This is a genomic window from Desulfogranum japonicum DSM 18378 (genome assembly GCF_000429945.1).
Taxonomy (GTDB): Bacteria; Desulfobacterota; Desulfobulbia; order Desulfobulbales; family Desulfobulbaceae; genus Desulfogranum; species Desulfogranum japonicum.
This window is the reverse complement of record NZ_KE386995.1, coordinates 41442-61540: the sequence shown is the minus strand read 5'-3', so window position 1 is coordinate 61540 and position 20099 is coordinate 41442. Positions and strand designations below refer to the sequence as shown.

The window sequence follows — 20099 nt, the reverse complement described above, 5'->3', positions numbered from 1 at the left end:
CATACGACATAAAAGGGCTAAGAAAATAAATACCTAAGGGAGCACTTTTCACGTCCTGAAAAGAAGAAATAGCAGTTTGGCAGCCCGTATGAAATCAGCTCTCATTATCAAGCGTGTAACCAGGAGCACTTCACATTGCAATACCAGCCCTGCACCAGCGTTGTTGCTTACCTGTGCTTGAGTCTGCCCATATCCGAAATTTGCAGTTCAAATGCATGGCGGGCAGAAGAATATACAGCAGACATATGGTTGACATCAGAGCCTTTTACCAGCCGCCATAACGTATAGGGACCGCGGAGTTGAGAAACAGTATCTCAAAAACAGGCGCCAACCAGAAGCGGCAGCATTTCATCAGTCTACAGCGCTCCAGCACTTTTAATTTCCAAATAGGTATTGACCAGAGCCGGAGGTAATCTATCGGGTGTGACATCCAGTGCATGACACCCGAGCTGCTGCAGTTGAAGTTTGAGCAATTTTCGGGTATTTTTATACTGAACCAAGGCCTGTAAACGTAATGCGTCCTGCAGGCTGAAAACGGGATGAACCAGGCACTTATCCAACTCCTTTTCATACAGATCAGCCACCACAACCAGATGCTGACGCCGCAGTTGCCTGACCATGGCATGTACGTCGTCATGTTCCTCCGCACGACTATTGGTGACAACAACCATAAGAGCCCTTCTATGCTGCCGGGAGAGCAGATCGCTGGTTGCTTTACGGTAATCTGCCGAATCTGCGGTTGTATATAGATCGTACATGGCTAACAGGAGAGAGCGTACTGCATCTTCTCGTTTTTGAGGAGGATACCAGGTCGTCTGCCGGCCAAAAGCAAAAAGGCCGACGCTATCTCCCTGCCGAATAGCTACATGTGCCAGCAGAAGAATACTGTTCAAAGCGTAATCAAAATGACTTCTCCCCTGCTCTTTGTGGCGCATACGACGGCCACAATCCAGGACAAAAACAATCTGTTGATCTCGTTCATCCTGATATTCCTTGGAAATAGGTTTTCGGTATCTGGATGTGGCTTTCCAATCTATCTGCTGCAATGAATCGCCAACACGATATTCTCGCAGTTGATGAAATTCATTGCCTTGACCACGACGTACCAGCTTTCTGATACCCATCTGGCTTAATTGATGGTGAGTGGCCAACAGCGAATATCTGCCGAGTTCACGAAAATTTGGAAACACACGCACCTTATCCAGACAGGAAAAATGCCGCCTTTTTCTCCACAACCCAAAAGGCGAATCAATCAAGGTATCAATGCCTGGCACACTATACTCTCCCCTTTGCTGAGGTTCCAGCGAGTACGTGACAATAACCTTTTGTCCCTGATGCAGGATCAGGGCAGGAACTGTTTCTGCAACAAAAACCTGGGGCCAGCGATCTTTACACTGTATCGTCAACGATCTCCGGTCGTTATTGGTTAACTCCAGTTCCACCTTTGTTTTTCCGGAAACCGAAAGACTATGACGCACATGTCTCTGTACACCCAAGTCTGCAGGTTGCCACCCCTTCCATGCATCAAGGAGCACTAAACCACTGCCAAAAGCGGCACAAACAGCCCAGAAATTTGCAACTGCAGGCCAGAAATCAGCCAGGCATGCTCCAGATAGAAGGAAAACGAGTATAACAGCGAGTCGTCTGGTTGGAAAAAACATCAGATACGTGGCGTTTCTATGGAATCAAGAAGTTCAATAAGAATCTGATCAGGCGTATAGCCCTCTATTTCAACATCTGCGGAGAGTTTCACCCTATGGCGGAGAACTGGCAGCGACATCTCCTTCACATCATCCGGAGTGACAAAATGACGACCATTCAACAAAGCACACCCCCTGGCTGCCCGCAAGAGATTGATCCCTCCCCTTGGTCCTGCGCCATATTCAATACCATTCCATTTTCTGGTGGCACGCACAATGCGAACTATATAGTCAAGCACCTGTTGATCAATGGTCATCCGGCTGAGGCAGTTCTGCAGTTCAAGTAAGGTGGAAGAATTGAGAAGGGGTTTGGCTTCTTCTGTCTGCAGCCCATCCCCACGAACACCAAAAGTTGCAAGTTGCACAATGTCCTTTTCATCTTCAACCTCAGGATAATGAATATAAATTTTAAAAATAAAGCGGTCGATCTGTGCCTGCGGTAAAGGATAGGTGCCTTCCTGTTCGATTGGATTCTGCGTGGCCATTACCAAAAAGGGTTGCTGGAGGGCAAAGGTGTTCCCTTCTATGGTGACCTGCTGCTCTTGCATGGCTTCAAGCAAGGCTGCCTGAGTCTTTGCAGGTGCACGATTAATTTCATCAGCAACAACCACATGGCTGAAAATCGGTCCTTTGCGGATGGTAAAACGATTGTTCTGCACATCAAACAGGCTATGCCCAGTAATATCACCGGGCATAAGGTCCGGTGTAAACTGGATACGTCTGAACTTTGCCCCCAGAATGGTGGCCATAACTCTGGCGAGTAAAGTTTTTCCCAATCCTGGTACTCCTTCCACCAGGATATGGCCTGATGCCAATACACCTATGAGCATTTCACGGACAACCCTGTTTTGGCCAACCACATGTCTGCATATTTCTTTTTCAACTTGGGCAATGATGGGAATGTGCTGTTGGATTTGAACCTCCAACGGCTCCTGACTCTGTGTCATACTTTTCGTTCTCCCTGCAACAAAATAACAAGCTTCTGCTGGGCCTGTGACGCTGCAACAAGCTCCTGTTCGCTTTGAATATCAGTATAAAGAGCCAACTCGATTTCCGCCTGGCCCATTGTTGTCTTCTGCATAATCCAACTGTATAATTTTTCCCGCTGATGTTTGCTGTCACCGTTAAGACCTGCTCTCCTGGTAATGCCAGCCAGCAGTTCCGCTCTATTTTCCTGTAACATTTCTGCTGCGTGGTCTGCCTTCCACAGAAATTGCCCTACTGCTTCAATATGTTGTAAAACACTTCGCTGCTCATTCGTTACAAGTTCTCTGGGCAGACCAACACGCTGTTGTACACTCCACAAAACAACCAACAGAAGAAGAGCTGCACAGATAATGGTACGTGGAATTTTTCTCCATACAATGACCATGAAATTATCGCTGCTGTTTGCATATAACAGCCAGATTTTTCCTTGTTTTTCGGTTAGTACTGAAAGAAGAAAAGCATTATCAAAGGCATCAAGGGAGGAATTTGTAAACAAAGCTGTCTCGGCCATCACCGTGATTTTACCTGCCCCGACCGAATATTGAAGCAGCCAGGATCCGTCACGATTCTTTGTGGTAACAACAGTCTCTTCATCTCCATGTGCAACCAGACGCCGTTCGTAAGAAGATCCTATTTTGAAACTGGCATTTCCCGCAATGTCTTGCAAACGCCTGGTACTCCGCAATGAAAGTTCTATTGGATATTCTTTCAGACTGGTTACCAAGACGTTTTCCACATCATGATCATAGGTAATCTCCGGGGTATCCTCTTCATCTTCATCTTCATCTTCATCTTCTGAACAATCACAATCATTTTCATCTTCAATGATATCAACGCCCACCATTTGTAATAACGTATTTACCTGTCCTTCTGCACTACTGGAAAAATCGGGTACAAAAATCAAATGCCCACCGGCCTCGACCCAGTGATAAATCTGATCGGCAATGGTTCCACTGATTCCCCGTGGCAATGTACGAACAAGAATAACATCACCGGCCGGAGGAAGTTTGGTCAATAAATCGCGTCCTGCATAACTTTCCACATCACAGCCTGAGGCCCCCAAATATCTTTCTGCGGCAAGAAAGGGATTAATACGGGCAGCCATCGAAAGGCCAGTCTCTTCTTTGAATTTCTTCTTTTCAAAGTTATGAAAAAACCAATACAATGCTCCACAGCAAAATAATGATACCAGCACACCGGTCCATAGGGCTGGATGCGAGAGAAAACGAGCACGCGAAGACTTCATATTTTCAGGTCTCCGTAGTATTGCTTCCAGCCAGTCAGCAAAGTATGGTAGATCTCGGGTTCAAACACCTGATGACCATAGGCTGTACGGATCCAATGTTCTGTAAGGGTTTGAAAATATGCTGCTTCAGCATCAGGACGCCCCAAAGACACCATGGCTTCACATTCTTTTTCAGTCATAGAGCCTTCGAGTACCATATTCTGCCTGTGTACCATCCAGGAAAGACTGCTGCGGTAGAGCAACCCGATAGCTTGCCGAAACTCTTTTTTTTCCAACATCTTTCTGCAAACGGCTACAATATCATCCGGTAAGCTTTCAGGTCGAACATCCAGTCCAAAAAGCATCTCCGGAGTTGAAACCACTCTCCTTTGGCTTCCATGCCATCTATCCAGCGGTATGAGATGACGATATCGATACCCCAGATAGCCTAGTCCAAGGCCGAAAAGTATGCAGACCAATAGTTTAAACAACCGAGCCAATGAAAAATGATATTCACTGATTCCAGTAAATAGCTTGCGTACTTTTTCACCAAGCCACTCGAAGAACCTGTCCCAGCTCGAATCTTTCTCCAGCTTCTTTTCCTTTTCTATGGGAACCCAGCGTGTGACTTCTTTGGTCGTTCCAAAATCATCATCGGCAAAGACATCCTCTACAAGGACAGCAGCCTCTTGAGGAGTATGGACATTTGCTGCACAGAATCCTGAAAGAGTAGCAATAAATACAAAAGAACAGACAAAGGTAAGGAGATATGGACACAGCTTCATACCGCCTCCTTGTGGAGTCGATCATTGAGAGCCTTGAATCCGATTTCTATATCCCAGGCTTCAAGCTCTACTCTTCTGGAAATATACAGCATAAATCCCATGCAGACATAAAAAGGAGCAACAAGAAGAGTCGCAACAACAAAAAGAACAACAAGAAACCAACTTACCAGCACATACGCGGCTTCCCCCGTGGTGAACCATCTTATCTCCTCAGGAATAAGAGTCACACCGAGTATAAACAACGAACAGGCTATTAAAAGCTCCAGTGCAAAACAGCATAGGGTGAGCACCAGACTTCCGTCCTGATTCTGACAGAGTTGCTGTAAGCGCTGTTTACGAGGCTTTCCTCTCAACTGCTCCAATTGCAGTACTGCATAATTAAAAGATCGCATGGGATTAAAACGACCGAAAAGAATGGCTGCTATCTGAAGAATGGAAACACCCTGACGCCATCGTTTGAGCGTGGTAAAAAAAGAAGGGGGAGTCCCGAACAGTGCAGGGCCGATCCAGCTAATCATCACTGGTTCGCTGATGGGGTGGAGAATCCAAAAACATACAAAAGCATTGGTTAAAATTTTTCCAGGCAGAAGCCAACCCAAGATAAAAGAGAGGATCAGTAAAGGGAGTGCAGCAGCAAGCCATAAGCCTACAAGCTGGAGAAACCATCTTTTAGCCATAAGAACCCCCAGGTCCATGGCCTGATAGGGGGTACGAGGGCGAATCTGAATCACAATCTCATGGAGTTTCATTTCACTCTCCGCCCTGCCAAAGCTAGATAACACGATACAACGATCCAGTTACAGGCGGAAACCCAATATTTCACCACAACAGGCATACCACTGGATGACCAGAATGCTTCTACAATTGCTGCAACAATCAACAAAATCATTGCCCCCATGACAAGGGTTAAACTTCTGGGAGCAATTCGCTTTAAGGAATCGAGACGCCGATACTCACCGGGAAAAAGCAGACCAGCCCCCACCATCAGGCCGGCTGCACCACTTATAATAATGGCAGTCAACTCAAAAGCACCATGGCCACTTACAAAGGGCCAGAACAGAGATGCGAACGGTGCATGGGATAGATGGCCAGCTGTTCCCCCTATCATTATCCCATTAAACACCAAAAAGAATACAGTCCCTACACCATATATTATGCCCCCGGCAAACGTACGAAACCCTATGGAAACATTGTTAAAAATATAATAGCCGAACATGGTGAAATCATCTTCAGCGTCACGTTGCTTTCCGTGCGGTCCCTGATGATTTGCCGGGTCATACATTTCTTCTATGGATGCCACCTGAGACTCGCCCATAATGCTGTAGGTAGCCTCAGGATAGATGTAGCACATTGTTCCGGCCATTGCCCCGGGAACAAGAAACAACAATAACGCAATCCAAAAATAACCTACGGAATTGCGAAACGTTGAAGGAAAAGAGATCCAGAAAAAATGCACCAGACGACCAACGCCAGCACCTCTTTTTTTATACAGCTGCCGGTGTCCACGTAAAACCAGGAGATGCAGGCGATCAACCAGTGCCGGACTGTAATGCCTTGCAGCTGCAAGACCATACTGGCTGCACATCTGACGATACAATGCCGGAAAGCTATTTTTTTCCGCAGCAGTAATCTCCGATTTTGGTGACTCAAGCTTCGTCAACAATTCGGCAAATTCAGTCCAATTCTGTTTGTACAATAGTTCAAAATACGATTGATTCACCGGCCAGCCCTCCCGCGGGTAAACCAGTTGCCATAGCTATATAGCTCATCAACCGGCTTAGACGTTTGGAGAAGTTCGGGAAGAAGACGTGCCAACTCCACGGTTCGGGCTCTTGAAAGCTGCCCACTCCGTTCACAAAAATTAAGAATAAGACGTTGCTCATCTACACGCAAAGGCAGTGGTGTGGGTTTGGAAGAACGTTCAGGGATGACAAAAGATGCCTGTTCTTTCTGCCGGTACATCACCAAGGTGCCGGCGGCAAGATCACCAAGACGCTGAAAACGGGAACTGGCAACAATACAAATAACACCGAAAAAATTACATAAAGGCAAAAAATCAACGCAACGCATCAAATTGCGGATAAGCGCTCCAGTCCAACCCACCGGGGTCCCGTTCTCCATAACAACCTGTAACCCCATAACCTTCTTACCTGGTGTTGCCCCTTGCACAGCTTCAAAAATCACAGGGTAAAACCATTCAATCAAAAATATACCAATAAACCACATTCCCCGGCCAACGCCTCCGAAAAAGCCAAGAACTACTCCGGCAAGAATATATGCTCCCACCCGAATCAACAGGTCAATTCCCCAGGCGCAGGCACGTACAACAGGGCCTGCGAGTACAAGCTCCAGTTCGACACCTTCAGGTGTCTGATAGAAATATAAGGTATCAGTGGAATGTGTAGGCGAAACCATAGTGTATTCAGCTCAAGTGCAGTTACCGGCCCCTGTCGGATGCTCATGCTCTTTGGAAGAGTTTTCCAAAAGACTTACTTGAAAATTGCTCTGTATGTTCAGGTTTGATCATATTCAGAAAGTTCAACACAGCATATAGATGATATTGCGAGCATTGATTTCCTGAAAACAACAATAAGTATGGGAAAAAAGAGCTTTCTCCGACAGACTCCTAGTCACGATAAAAAATATCTTTATATGATGTATAAACAGATAGAATCACGATCGCCGTACATGGTAAGCCGAATAGAACCCATAATAGCATCATGATACCGATAAGCACAATATTGGGCCCCATGGCCGATGACTGCAGACCCGTCGCAATGAGTCCAATGACTAAAGATATCACAAATCCACCGAGAAAAACCGCTATGATCCCGCATATCCCGTAAACCAGAAATGGAAGCCAGTTTTTCATTGTTGCCCGAAAACTTGCTGCCAGACTACTTCCGGCTGAACAACCAGCCAGCCCAACCAGGCAGGTACTAAACCAGTAAGCTGCAAAAAAGAAGCACATTGCAATAAAAAATATAACCATGCAAATGATGAAGCCCGTAATACTCACATCTGTCATTTGTGGCTCAACACCTGCCAGGATATTTCGCAGAAATCCACCACCTACTATAAAGAAAGAAACAACACCCAATGAGACAAAAAACAAGATTTGGTAGAGGCCCAGCATCAGGAGCTGATTTCTCTGTTGGCGAAATCCGGCGAAAACGGTCCAGGTTCCCGGAGACTCACCCTGATCCTGTTTATCAGCTGCTATCATCAATCCTGCGCCAAGAACAGGTGAGATGAGATAAAGAACCAGTTGGCCAAGAACAGGAATAAAGGCAAGAGGTATGTTGATAATACCAATCACCAATATCATACGAACCCAAAGCCAAAATTCCTGATGAAACATGCTTATAGCTTCCAGTATCCATGACCATCCCCTGGAAGCGGAAACCTTCCCTGGGATTGTGTTCCAAGAACCGCTGTTATCTTTTTCCCGGGCCAGTTCAGCCTTAGGTGTAGCATAGGGATTTGCTGGATCTTTTACCTTCTGAGAAAGGGGAGCCCGATGTGTTTGTCTCGTTTGCTTCTGGGGAGAAACCTGTGCTGGTGGCTGCTCACGTTCGACGGTTTGTTTTGACCGAACCGATTGCTCTATCGCTTGAGTCTCTTTAGTTGGTACCTCTCCTGCAGGACGCATTTTGGCATCAATCCCCAACTTCGCCAGAGCCTGGCAATATTTTTCTGCAATCTCCGGGGTTATGTTCCTCTTCACAACAGTTGACTTGCCAGAAGTCAACAAGCCTTGCACCTTACTTTCGTCCAGCCCGGTCATAGCTTTCATTTTTTCGACGGCTATCGCCATATCAGCCTGATCCAACAGTCTACCAGTCAGAACAACTTCTACATGCTCCAAAGCAACTCTCCTTTTTTAAACACCCTCACATTGACCTATCTGTATTTTCTCTGATCCTGACAGGAGTTCTCACCTGCCAGGTGCGCACCGGTCCACCAATACCAATCAGAAAGAAGTCTCCTCGTCGCTGATTGGTCAGATCGCATATCGGGTGTGCAAACACCGTTCATATTCACGCAGAAAAGCAATACAGATACGCATGTGAAAAAAATTCTGATAAATACACCCTGAACGCCATTGATGCAACCTGTCAGGGGCTTTCCGGTTGGCCTGCCCCATTGCCAGGAAAACAATACACCTTAGAAAACAAAAATATATCAATACGATTACACCAAGTACAGTGTTGCATAAGAAGCTCTTTGCAAAGACTGCAAGTGGCATTGAGACAATATTACATTTTTTAACTTTACGGAAATTAACACAAGCCTGCAAGGAGATAATGATGCACAAGAGCGACATGACTGATAACCCCTGTGTCACAAGGATTTTTTTTTACAATCATTGATCAGTGCCTCATGTACCTTCCCGCCACTGCTCGTCTCTGCCTGCAAGTGCCAACACAGTCAGGTCATATTTCCTATCCATACAGACACAGGCATTCTCTATACACATAAAAAGTACACACCATGGACGCAATTTGTACAAAGTCAACAATCATCACCTCCTCTTAAAAAGGGGCAAACATAAAATAAACGATGCTTTTTCAAGCATATAAACCAGAAAATAGCAACAGGCATGCATTGTGCTTTATTCCTGCAAACACAAAAGGAGACAATACATGCACACACATGAAAAAATACAGTTCAGCAGGCAATGCAGGATCGCATTGTTTGTCAGTACGATCGCCTTCCTTGCTGGATGCAATCATATGACGCCGAACAACCTTACCACAAAAAGCACAGACAACCAGCCAAATCAGGTAAGCGTCATTGTGCTACATGGCTTAGGCAGAAGTCATCGCTCCATGAACACCATATCCAAAGCCCTATCAAGGGAAGGCTATGCGGTCTACAACCTCTCTTACCCTTCAAGGAAACTACCAGTAGAGCAGTTGGTCGATTTACACCTTGCCCCGCGTATTGCTCAACTGCATACGCAGAATACAAAAGTCTACCTGGTAACCCATTCCATGGGGGGGATCCTTGCACGGGCCTACCTGGAAAAATATCCAAATGATCCGGTGGACCGTATTGTCATGCTCGCGCCACCAAATCAGGGCAGTGAGATAATTGACGCACTGGGCCAGTATTCATTCTTTCGCACCCTGTTTGGCCCTGCTGCATTGCAGCTTTCCACCTCTACAAATGCGCTGGTGCGAAAACTGTCTGTACCGTCAGTTCCCACAGGGATAATCGCTGGAACAAAATCATATAATCCAATCACCTCTCTCATGATTCCGGGTGAGGATGACGGCAAAGTATCTGTTAAAAGCACATTGTGTAACGGCGTTGTACCTCAAAAGGACACATTCATCAAAGTACCCTGTGCGCACACATTCATCATGAATGATGCGTATGTCATAGAGCAAACCCTGGCATTTCTTCGCCAGGGATCATTCAGCCTGTAACAAAATCTTTACCTCAATATGTACAATCCCCGCACAGGAAGGAAAGTGTTATGAACCAAATAATCGCAAGACAAACAGCAACACATGTTACCAGAAAAACCTTTTTCGCCATGGCGGCAACATACTGCCTTGGTGTATTTAACGATAACTACTTCAAGCAGGCGGCTATGCTATTGGCCGTTACCGCAGGCCTCAGCCACCTTCAAGGCTGGGCAACCATGCTTTTTGCAGCGCCTTTTATTCTCTTTGCCTCCCTGGGCGGCTGGTGCGCTGATCGTTTCAGTAAAAAAAGGGTTGTCATTGCAGCAAAAGCGGTGGAGGTGGTAGCCATGCTGGTTGGTGCCTTCGGTATGATCACAGGACAGTGGCAATGCATTATGGCCATGGTGTTTATGATGGGAGCTCAGTCAACGCTCTTTTCACCATCTCTTAATGGAACCATCCCTGAACTGTTTCCTGCAGAGCAGGTTCCCAAGGCAAATGCAGCCCTGAAACTGGGATCAACATTGGCAATTCTGCTGGGGGTTGCCCTGGCCGGATGCACCCTGGATTTCCACGCCATGGCATCACGTGGAATTACCGCCCAGCATCTGGTTTCAGGGATTGTTCTCTGTTGCTCTCTGATCGGATTTGCAGCCAGTCTGGCCGTTAAAAGTGGTCCGGCTGCAGTTGCATCCCGATCTTTTCCATGGCTGGGACCATTGAATTCTGTTCAGGATCTGATCAGCACGACTAAAGACCGACAACTATTTGTGGCAATTCTTGCTAACACTTATTTTTATTTCACAGCCTCCTTTACAATTCTATTGATCAACACCATGGCCATAGAAGAATTTCAATTTTCCCAGACCCGTACCAGCATGCTATCCATGGTGTTGATGCTTGGCGTATGTTGCGGTTCATTTCTGGCTGCCAAATCCTCACCAAGCAAAAAGTGGACCCACTGGCTCGCTCCGGGAGCTTTAGGAATGGGTGCCGGCCTTTACGCTGCTACTCTCACCAAATTTGCACAAGCCCCCATGCAGTGGTATACAATGGCAGCTTCCCTGCTTCTTTCTGGGATCGCCGGAGGATTGTTTCTCATACCTGTCACGAGTTTTTTGCAGATTCGTCCCCCCAGAGAAGAAAAAGGACGAACATTAGCTACCGCGAGTTTTTGCTCTTTTGTGGCTATTCTCCTGTCCGGTCTCCTGTTTAATATGTTACAGCAACAATTTACTCCCAGCACAACCATGCTGTTGCTGGCAATATTGAATGGCTGTAGTGCGATACTGTTTCTATGCATACCTGGAGTAAAAAAAATGATTACCTCTTTGATACTATTTCTACTCAGACTCATACTGAAAACAAGATACAGCATAACTGTCAAGGGATTGGAGGAACTCAAGGTAGACAACAGGAAGCCTGTGCTTTTTCTTCCAAACCACCCTGCCCTGATTGATCCGGTAATCGTTCTTACTACTCTTTACAGAAGGTTCCGCCCAAGTCCGCTGGCCGCAGCAGAACAGGTTGAAAGGCCAATTATCAGACACATTGCTCACATGCTGAACACTATTGCTCTCCGCAGGCCAGGCTACGGTGGCCAGGCTGATATGAACCACGTGCATGCAACTCTGCAGGAAGTTGTTGATACGATGAAAAAAGGTGGAAACATTCTTCTCTATCCCGGCGGAAAACTTATGCGCAGTTCGCAGGAATCTCTGGGAGGTAATTCTGCTGTGGAGTACATCCTTAAGCAAGTACCTGAAACGCAAGTGGTTCTACTCAGAACCAGTGGCTTATGGGGAAGCAGTTTCAGTCGGGCATCTGGCGTCGCTCCCGAACCGGAAAAACATATAGGAATGTATCTAAAAAGTCTTTTGAGCAGCGGTCTATTCTTTATGCCTCGCAGGGCTGTCACCATTGAATGCTATGCAGATCTCGAGGTTACAAAATTGCATGGTCGTCAGGAAATCAACAGATATCTCGAAGCCTTTTATAATGCCACCCCCCAATCAAATACCTTTGTTCCCTATTATTGGTGGCAAGGGAGACTGCCGCAGAATCTCCCGGAACCTGAATTGGCTGAAAAGCATACGATGGAAACGCATATAAATGACTCCGTCACCACTTTGGTGATAGAAAAGATCCAGCAGGTAACAGGTACAATGGTAACCAGGCATCAGTCTCTTACCCGGGATCTGGCCTTAGACAGTCTCTCCATTATGGAATTGGTCTCCTGGATGGAACTGGAATTTGCCATTTCCATTCCTGACCCAGCTCAACTTGAAACAGTAACCGACTGTATACGGGTAGCAGCAGGAATACCAATGGCTGAAAGCAGCATACCTGCAGTTTCAGCTCCTGCAAAATGGAAACATACAGATCAAGGGGAACTGCATGTTCCTGCCGGTGAAACTCTCACAAAACTGTTACTGCATCAGGCTGAAAAGCAACCAGACTCCATGATCATGGCAGATCAGATGTCCGGCCCCCTGACGTATCGTCAACTCATTACTGGGATATTTGCCCTTTTGCCCCGTATACAACACATGCAAGGAGATTGTGTAGGTATCATGCTGCCTCCGTCTGTCGCCTGTGTGCTGGCATATTACACGGTTGTATTCAGTGGTAAGACTCCAGTTATGCTCAACTGGACTACAGGATATGCCAATGTTTCCCATGCTGTGAAAACAACGGGCATCCAACATGTGATCTCTGCGAAGCCCATGCTGGAAAAAATAGGTTCACAACAAAACACAGACTACGAAAAATTACCTGTTAGATGGTTGTTTATGGAGCAGTTTCAACGCTCACTCAGCAAAATGGAAAAAATACGCGCGTATTGCAGTGCACGTTTCTTTCCTCAAAAACTTGCAGAAATAACACCTGCCAAAACAGCAGCAATCCTCTTTACCAGTGGTTCTGAATCACGACCCAAAGCAGTTCCGTTAAGCCATGGCAATTTTTTGAGTAACCTGCGGGATATGGCTGCACTTATCCGTTTTCAACGCAAGGACTGCCTGCTGGGCATGCTTCCTCCTTTTCATTCACTCGGCCTGGCTGGAACAGTTATCATGCCCCTGTCCCTGGGATTGCGGACAGTGTATTCTCCAAATCCAACCGAACCATCATTGCTGTCCCAGACCATTAAGGAATTCAACGTATCCACCTTGATCACAACCCCAACCTTTTTGCAGGGAATTCTAGGCGCTTGCAAAGATAACCAATTACATTCTGTACAGCGCATATTTACAGGAGCAGAAAAATGTCCGGAACAGGTACTTGAACAGCTCAGAATGCATAATCCCGATGCCATACTTTGCGAGGGTTACGGAATTACAGAATGTTCACCACTTGTAAGCCTTAACACTCCGGCTGCTCATCAATGGGGCACCATTGGCCAGGTATTACCTTCTGTGGAATATGTTCTGGTAAACGATGCGCTTACAGCTTGCGTTCCTCAGGAGAGTAAAGGCATCCTCCTGGTGCGAGGTCCGTCCATATTTTCAGGCTATCTCAACAGCGAAGCAAAGAGTCCTTTTTGTCACTTTGCAGGAAAAAACTGGTACAATACGGGAGATTATGTACAGGAAAATGAGCAGGGATACCTGCGGTTCTGTGGTCGAAAAAAGCGGTTCGTAAAAATAGGCGGGGAAATGATTTCCCTGCCTGCCATCGAGGAAACACTCCTGGCAGTACAACGGGGAAGTTCAGACACCCCCAGCCTGGCTGTGGAGACTGCGGAAGAAGATGGGCGCCCGGAACTGGTTCTGTTTACCACAACGCCTCTTTCAAGGGAAATGGCCAACAAGAGATTGCGGGAAGCTGGCTTATCGGGTCTGCACAACATTCGCAGGGTGGTGCAGCTGGAACAGATTCCTCTTCTTGGCACAGGAAAAACGGATTACCAGCAGTTACGCAAGCTCGCTGCATAGATTAAAACACTGAAACAACTAATTCCGGGGCACTGCTTATATACAGTGTGCCCCGGACATATGCTGAACGGTATTGAAGTCGTTATTTTGCCCTTCCAGCACTCCCCAATACCAGTTCGTTTTTTTCTTTAACCATTCTAATCAACTCATCCCGAGCTGGACCCAAATATTTTCTGGGATCGAATTCACTGGGCTTTTGAGTCAGAATCTCACGAATGATGGCTGTCATTGCGAGACGCCCATCGCTATCTATATTGATTTTACAGACAGCAGAGGCAGCTGCTCTACGTAATTGCTCCTCAGAGTTACCCACCGCATCCTCCATTTTACCACCGAATTTGTTGATCATTTCAACATATTTGGGAATAACAGCAGATGCCCCATGTAGTACTATAGGGTACCCGGGAAGAAGTTGCTCGATTTCCTCAAGGATATCAAATCGCAACGGCGGCACCTCTTCACCTGGCTTGACCTTGAATTTATAGGCACCGTGGGATGTACCAATACTTATCGCAAGACTATCCACACCTGTACGACTGACAAATTCCTCCACTTCCTCAGGGCGGGTATAATGAGACGTCTCATGGGAAACCTCATCTTCCACTCCGGCTAAAACTCCAAGCTCCCCTTCAACTGTCACATCACGTTCATGGGCATATTCCACAACCTGCCTGGTCAGCTCGACATTCTTATCAAAAGAGTGATGGGAACCATCAAGCATGATTGAAGAAAAGCCGTTATCGATGCAGGATTGAGCCAATTCAAAACTATCACCATGATCAAGGTGCAGGGCAATGGGAATAGTACTCCCTTCAGCCCTGGCCATTTCAACAGCACCAGCCACCATATGTCTGAGCATAATCGGATTGGCATATTTTCTTGCACTTCCAGAAACCTGCAAAATCACGGGTGATTTCGACTGAACACACCCAAGGACAATAGCCTGTAACTGCTCCATATTGTTGAAATTATATGCTGGCACAGCGTATTTTCCCGCCATGGCACTGGCAAACATTTCTTTAGTATTCACAAGACCTAGTTCACTATATTTCACAGGTGTAGTCATAACACTCCTTCTTAAGGTATACTGAATTATTGGAGTCCCGAGCAGCGATTAGCCTGCAGTTTCCTCTGCACAAAACTGCCCAGAAACATATACATTTATGTCATAATGCATGGTAAAGGCGGATCCTGCATTCTGACAGGAAACATAAAACTGCATTAGAGTTTTGATTATTTTTAGCTATACCGCGTTCCCCATAACTCTTTGTACTGTATATTTAACAACGCAACAATGTATTGAGCCCATCGAGAAATGCGGCTTTTACATATACAGGATGTTCCCTAATCATTTAAGGGTTGCCTGTAAATAGGCAGTAAACCTCTGCCAGGATTTTTGATCAGCATCCTTCCTGTACCGATCAGACCCAAAAACAGTAAATGCATGGGGAGCACCACTGTAAGTAGTCATTTCGTGACGAATTCCTTGAGCCTCGAGATGCTCGGCCAAATCAGCAAATTCCTCCATGGCCACTGCTTTGTCAGCAGTGCCGTGGAAAACCAGAATCTCACCCTGTACATCCGAATAATCCTGATTATCAGGAGTTGAAAGACCACCATGAAAAGACACAAAACCTTTCAATGGGACTCCCGAACGTGCCAGTTCCAGGACAGCAGCACCACCAAAACAGTAGCCTGCAATCACGGCATTATCTACGTTTCCACCCTCCTGCCTGGCTGCTGTCAGGACACCAGTGAGCCGCTGCCGCATTAATGCCCTGTCGGCATACAGGGATTGGGTCAACGCTCTTTTCTCTGTCGTCTCCGTGGGACGAACACCTTTACCAAACAGATCACCTACAAAGACAGCATAACCGAGGGCATCCAACATATTTGCTCTTTGAATTTCATAATCTGTCAGGCCGTCCCAATCATGAATCAGGATAACCAACGGACGCCCCTCCAACAGAGCAGTGCGATACCCCTCAAATTCCTTATCACCCACCAAGTAGGTTACCGATGTCCCCTGTGCAAAACAGTAACTGGAAAACAACAGGAAAAAAAGTGTGATACAAGTACGCATAACAAGCCTCCTTGAGTAACGAAGTGTCTGACACCGTTCTTGTTGATACGAACCACTATGAGTTGCGGAAATACAGAGAAGAGACGTTAAAAAAATAGTGCAGCTTTATAAGAAATCAATGCCTGCTGTTCATTATAACCACCTCAGATGTAAGGTCAAACATTTCACATTGACAACAAATAACCGTAAAAGTAGCTCTTGGAGGGATAAGGCAATTTTATTCTGTGCATTTGACAGCAGTTTGGTTAATATATAGGATTGTTCCTGAGTCAGGGATATGCTACTGTTCGGGCGAATCACCTCTCATTCTATTTCACGTAAGCCATCACAACTAATGTGACCATGCGGTCTTATCATTTTTAATCTTTTAGCCTGCATGACAATATACGGCCAGTGCAATCAGTTATAACTTGCGTCAATTCACCGAATACCTCTCAATACTCCCTGTTGAGACAGAGATAATCAAGGAGAAAGTATATGGAATTTTTAAAAAATCAGGATCCGGAAATCTTTGCCCTGATCCAAAACGAGGAAAAACGCCAGGCAGAAAAAATCCGTCTGATCGCATCTGAAAATTATGTCTCAGCTGCAGTCATGGAAGCTACAGGTTCGGTGTTGACCAACAAATACTCTGAAGGATACGCTGGAAAAAGATATTACGAAGGACAACAGTACATCGACCAGATTGAAAATCTGGCCATTGAACGGGCAAAAGCATTATTTGGCGCAGAACATGCCAATGTTCAGCCATACTCCGGTTCTCCGGCGAACCTTGCAGTATATCTTGCCTTTCTTAAACCTGGCGACACTATCTTGGGCATGGCGCTGCCCCACGGTGGCCACTTAACCCACGGCGCCAAAGTTTCCATATCGGGAAAATATTTCAACGCAGTATCCTACAGCCTTAATCCTGAAACAGGCATCCTGGATTATGATGCTATCCGGGCACAGGCCAAGGAATGCTCTCCAAAGGTCATCATCGCCGGACACTCTGCTTATCCACGTATTCTTGACTTTGCAAAATTCAGAGAAATTGCCGATGAAGTGGGAGCGATCCTGCTGGTAGATATGGCACACTTCAGCGGCCTGGTTGCCGGCGGTGCGCACCCAAGTCCATTTCCATATGCAGATGTGGTAACCACCACCACTCACAAGTCTCTGCGAGGCCCCCGTGGTGCCATGATTCTCTGCAAACAGGAACACGCACAAGCCATTGACAAGGCAGTTTTTCCAGGCTTGCAGGGCGGACCACACAACAGTACCACCGCCGCCATTGCTGTAGCTTTAAAAGAGGCATCGACCGAAGAATTCAAAGCCTATGCAGCGCAAATTGTAGCCAATTCCAAAACCCTGGCTGAAACGCTGAATGGACACGGATTCGATCTGGTTACCGGAGGCACAGACAACCACTTGATGCTCGTAGACCTGACCAATAAAGATGTAACCGGTAAAATTGCAGCCAAAGCTCTTGATGCGGCCGGAATCGTTCTTAACTACAACGCCGTGCCAAACGATAAACGCAAACCATTTGATCCAAGTGGGATTCGTCTGGGCTCCTGTGCAGTAACATCTCGTGGTTTCAAGGAGCGGGAGATGCGACAGATAGGCGACTGGATGAATGCTGTTATTGCTGATCCGGAAAATACTGCTCTTCAAACTGATATAGCTACTCAGGTACGTGATCTGTGCGCTAAGTTTCCTGCGCCTGGCCTGGAAGATATAAGCAATACGTAACATGGAGTAATGGTGAGTACTGGTCCGGCCTGTACTCACCATTGCAGGTAAACGCAGGTTTGGGCCAGGAAGTCCAATGTCCGGCAATACTATTTCGGATTGCCAGGATGCGTTCTGTGTAACTAAATGGTTGCCTTCTCATGTTCCGGACGTCCAAGGCTTTCCTTTTTTCCATATTAAGGACTGCCAAGTGACCATTGCATATAATCACCTGAAATTCCAAAGTATTTTTCATCGCCTGCTTGACCAATTCTTCCCCCGATACATCCGGCATTATCTGATCAGTTACAACCATATCAAGCGAGCAGGGCTCACCCGATAAAGATCAAAGGCTTCTGTTTCCAAAGAAACAGCATGCAGTGCTTTGAAACACTCTTCAGATTCTTTCAGCAGGATTTGGCGATGGGCTTATTACTGATTCTGCTTTTGTAAAGTGGCTTTTCTTTGGGGATTGGCAAGTACCTGGCCATAAATAGCCTGTTTGCTCAATTTTTGCGTTATGCTCAAAATCTTACCCTCAAAGGTAAACGCAGACTCCGATATCAGCTATACGTCTGTGATAAAATTTATCGCACGCCTCAAACTTGAACAAAAATCTCCATTATGGACAGACTCCTAGCGAAGATATCTCATGATATCGTTTGAACAAACAAGTAACTCTTTGCAGTAATAACATTTGCCCAAGGCTAGAAAAACAGAGTGTTTTTCTGGGAAATAAAAAAAGGCTTCCCGTTGGGAAGCCTTTTTAAATACATCTATGCGATTCACATCACATGATACTTTGGACCAACGAACCAGCAAAGTTGACGAATTTTGAAGGTAATGTACCCATCAAAATAATCATAACAACCAGAACAAGACCGGTTATGCGGGTCATAGGTGGTACCAGTATTGCGGGCTGTTCGTCATTGGAATCAGTTGTATATGCGGCTTTAACCACTGATAGATAATAATAAATAGCAATCGCGGTATTAATGGCGGCTAGAATGACTATTATCAAGTGATCTTGTTGCAATGTGGAAGTAAGCAGGAAAAATTTCCCCATAAAACCTACAAATGGTGGAATGCCTGCAAGTGCAAACAGACTGACGCTCAAAATAAAAGCCAGTACCGGCTGCCTTTTATACAATCCATTAAAATCATCAATCTGAAGATTTTCACCTCGTTGGGATAAAGCGCTGATAACCAGGAAGCAGGCAAGATTCATAATCACATAACCTGCAATGTAATAAATAGCTAATCCGTATCCTTCAGCTCGAAGGCTTAAAAGCCCTAACACGACAAAACCGGCATGGGAAATACCTGAATACCCAAGCATACGCTTAATGTCTTTTTGAACCAAAGCGCAAAGGTTGCCGTAGAACATGGAACACACAGCGACTCCACCAAGAAATTGTACTAAAAATTCAGGTTGTCCGCTGGGAAGCGTCATCAAACGAATTAACAAAGCGACAGCACCAAGCTTAGGCACAGTTGCAATAAAGCCTGTGGTCTCGTTACTTGCTCCTTCATATACATCAGGTACCCAAAAATGCATGGGAAACACAGCGAGTTTATAAAAGAAGCCAGCAAGGATCATGATAACCGAAACAACGACAGCAGGCTGTCCACCTAGCCCCTGGAGGGCAGGAATAATGTCCTGCAAATAGGTTGAACCTGTCAAACCGAAAAGATAACTCATGCCAAAAAGCATGAATCCGGTGGCCATAACGCCAAAAAGAACATACTTGATGCCGGCCTCCATCTGCGTTCTTGTCCCGGTACTATCATCTCTCATGGGTACCATAACATAAAGGGCAAACGAAGAGAGTTCGAGACTGATAAAAATTGCTATCAGTTCAACGGAACTGACAAGCATCATGAGGCCGAGCACGCTTAGATAAAGGAACATACTGTACTCAGCACGCACGCTGTTTTCGATTCCTCTGAGCTCAACGCCGAAAATCATAACCACAGCCAGGGCAAAACCTATCAGCACCTTGAACATCTGCGTGTAGTTATCAACAACGTAAGCGTTATGAAAAAGTGTGCTCTCCTGACCATATGTGAGGCAGGCAGAGGCGAAAACCAGCAGTCCAATGAAAATGCTGCTGCCACGCAGCAACCTGACACCAGGCGAAGGTAGCAGACTGACGATAAAATAGAAGGTTGCTCCACACAGCAACACCAGTTCAGGAAGTATAGCCATCATAGATATGCCCTACTCGATATTCTTCAATATTGCAGAAATTAT

The 20099-nt window shown here is 46.0% G+C and carries 14 protein-coding genes; 3 read left to right on the top strand and 11 right to left on the bottom strand.

The window, feature by feature from the left end; translation table 11 throughout:
* Positions 1-356: 356 nt before the first annotated feature.
* The 8 genes from G493_RS0124930 to G493_RS0124895 all read right to left on the bottom strand — a co-directional run bounded on the left by G493_RS0124930 (position 357) and on the right by G493_RS0124895 (position 8565).
* On the bottom strand, positions 357-1661 hold the full coding sequence (locus tag G493_RS0124930) for a DUF58 domain-containing protein (protein ID WP_035275914.1): 1305 nt from the start codon (positions 1659-1661) through the stop codon (positions 357-359).
* Positions 1661-2647, bottom strand: a complete 987-nt coding sequence (locus G493_RS0124925; RefSeq protein WP_028582527.1) for an AAA family ATPase — start codon at positions 2645-2647, stop codon at positions 1661-1663. Before G493_RS0124925 ends, G493_RS0124930 begins: the two co-directional genes overlap by 1 nt.
* Positions 2644-3933: a DUF4350 domain-containing protein gene (locus G493_RS0124920; RefSeq protein WP_028582526.1), complete on the bottom strand. Its 1290-nt coding sequence runs from the start codon at positions 3931-3933 to the stop codon at positions 2644-2646. The genes G493_RS0124925 and G493_RS0124920 overlap by 4 nt, the downstream gene beginning before the upstream one ends.
* The gene (locus G493_RS0124915) at positions 3930-4697 is read right to left on the bottom strand and encodes a hypothetical protein (protein ID WP_028582525.1); all 768 of its coding nucleotides are present in this window, start codon (positions 4695-4697) and stop codon (positions 3930-3932) included. The genes G493_RS0124920 and G493_RS0124915 overlap by 4 nt, the downstream gene beginning before the upstream one ends.
* Entirely contained in the window at positions 4694-5446 is a 753-nt protein-coding gene (locus G493_RS0124910) for a hypothetical protein (protein WP_028582524.1), read from the bottom strand. Before G493_RS0124910 ends, G493_RS0124915 begins: the two co-directional genes overlap by 4 nt.
* A complete protein-coding gene (locus G493_RS0124905; protein ID WP_028582523.1) occupies positions 5443-6417 on the bottom strand; it encodes a stage II sporulation protein M in 975 nt (324 codons plus the stop codon). Before G493_RS0124905 ends, G493_RS0124910 begins: the two co-directional genes overlap by 4 nt.
* On the bottom strand, positions 6414-7112 hold the full coding sequence (locus tag G493_RS31235; protein WP_035275912.1) for an RDD family protein: 699 nt from the start codon (positions 7110-7112) through the stop codon (positions 6414-6416). The genes G493_RS0124905 and G493_RS31235 overlap by 4 nt, the downstream gene beginning before the upstream one ends.
* Before the next feature lie 211 nt (positions 7113-7323).
* A complete protein-coding gene (locus G493_RS0124895) occupies positions 7324-8565 on the bottom strand; it encodes a BPSS1780 family membrane protein (RefSeq protein WP_028582522.1) in 1242 nt (413 codons plus the stop codon).
* A 778-nt stretch (positions 8566-9343) separates the two neighbouring features.
* Between G493_RS0124895 and G493_RS31230 the strand changes: the two genes are divergently transcribed.
* A complete protein-coding gene (locus G493_RS31230) occupies positions 9344-10132 on the top strand; it encodes an alpha/beta fold hydrolase (protein WP_084813767.1) in 789 nt (262 codons plus the stop codon).
* A 50-nt stretch (positions 10133-10182) separates the two neighbouring features.
* On the top strand, positions 10183-14049 hold the full coding sequence (locus G493_RS31225) for an MFS transporter (protein WP_051309918.1): 3867 nt from the start codon (positions 10183-10185) through the stop codon (positions 14047-14049).
* An 82-nt stretch (positions 14050-14131) separates the two neighbouring features.
* Here the strand turns inward: G493_RS31225 and G493_RS0124875 are convergent, their stop codons facing one another.
* Together G493_RS0124875 and G493_RS0124865 are read right to left on the bottom strand one after the other, a co-directional pair.
* Positions 14132-15115 (bottom strand): class II fructose-bisphosphate aldolase, encoded by a 984-nt coding sequence (locus tag G493_RS0124875; RefSeq protein ID WP_028582520.1) that lies wholly within the window; start codon positions 15113-15115, stop codon positions 14132-14134.
* A 282-nt stretch (positions 15116-15397) separates the two neighbouring features.
* The gene (locus G493_RS0124865; protein WP_028582519.1) at positions 15398-16132 is read right to left on the bottom strand and encodes a dienelactone hydrolase family protein; all 735 of its coding nucleotides are present in this window, start codon (positions 16130-16132) and stop codon (positions 15398-15400) included.
* Between the two features lie 477 nt (positions 16133-16609).
* On the opposite strand from G493_RS0124865, the gene G493_RS0124860 reads away from it, so the two are divergent.
* Positions 16610-17866, top strand: a complete 1257-nt coding sequence (locus G493_RS0124860; protein ID WP_028582518.1) for a serine hydroxymethyltransferase — start codon at positions 16610-16612, stop codon at positions 17864-17866.
* A gap of 769 nt (positions 17867-18635) precedes the next feature.
* Here G493_RS0124860 and G493_RS0124850 read toward each other — a convergent pair.
* A complete protein-coding gene (locus tag G493_RS0124850) occupies positions 18636-20057 on the bottom strand; it encodes an NADH-quinone oxidoreductase subunit N (RefSeq protein WP_232363835.1) in 1422 nt (473 codons plus the stop codon).
* Positions 20058-20099: the final 42 nt, after the last annotated feature.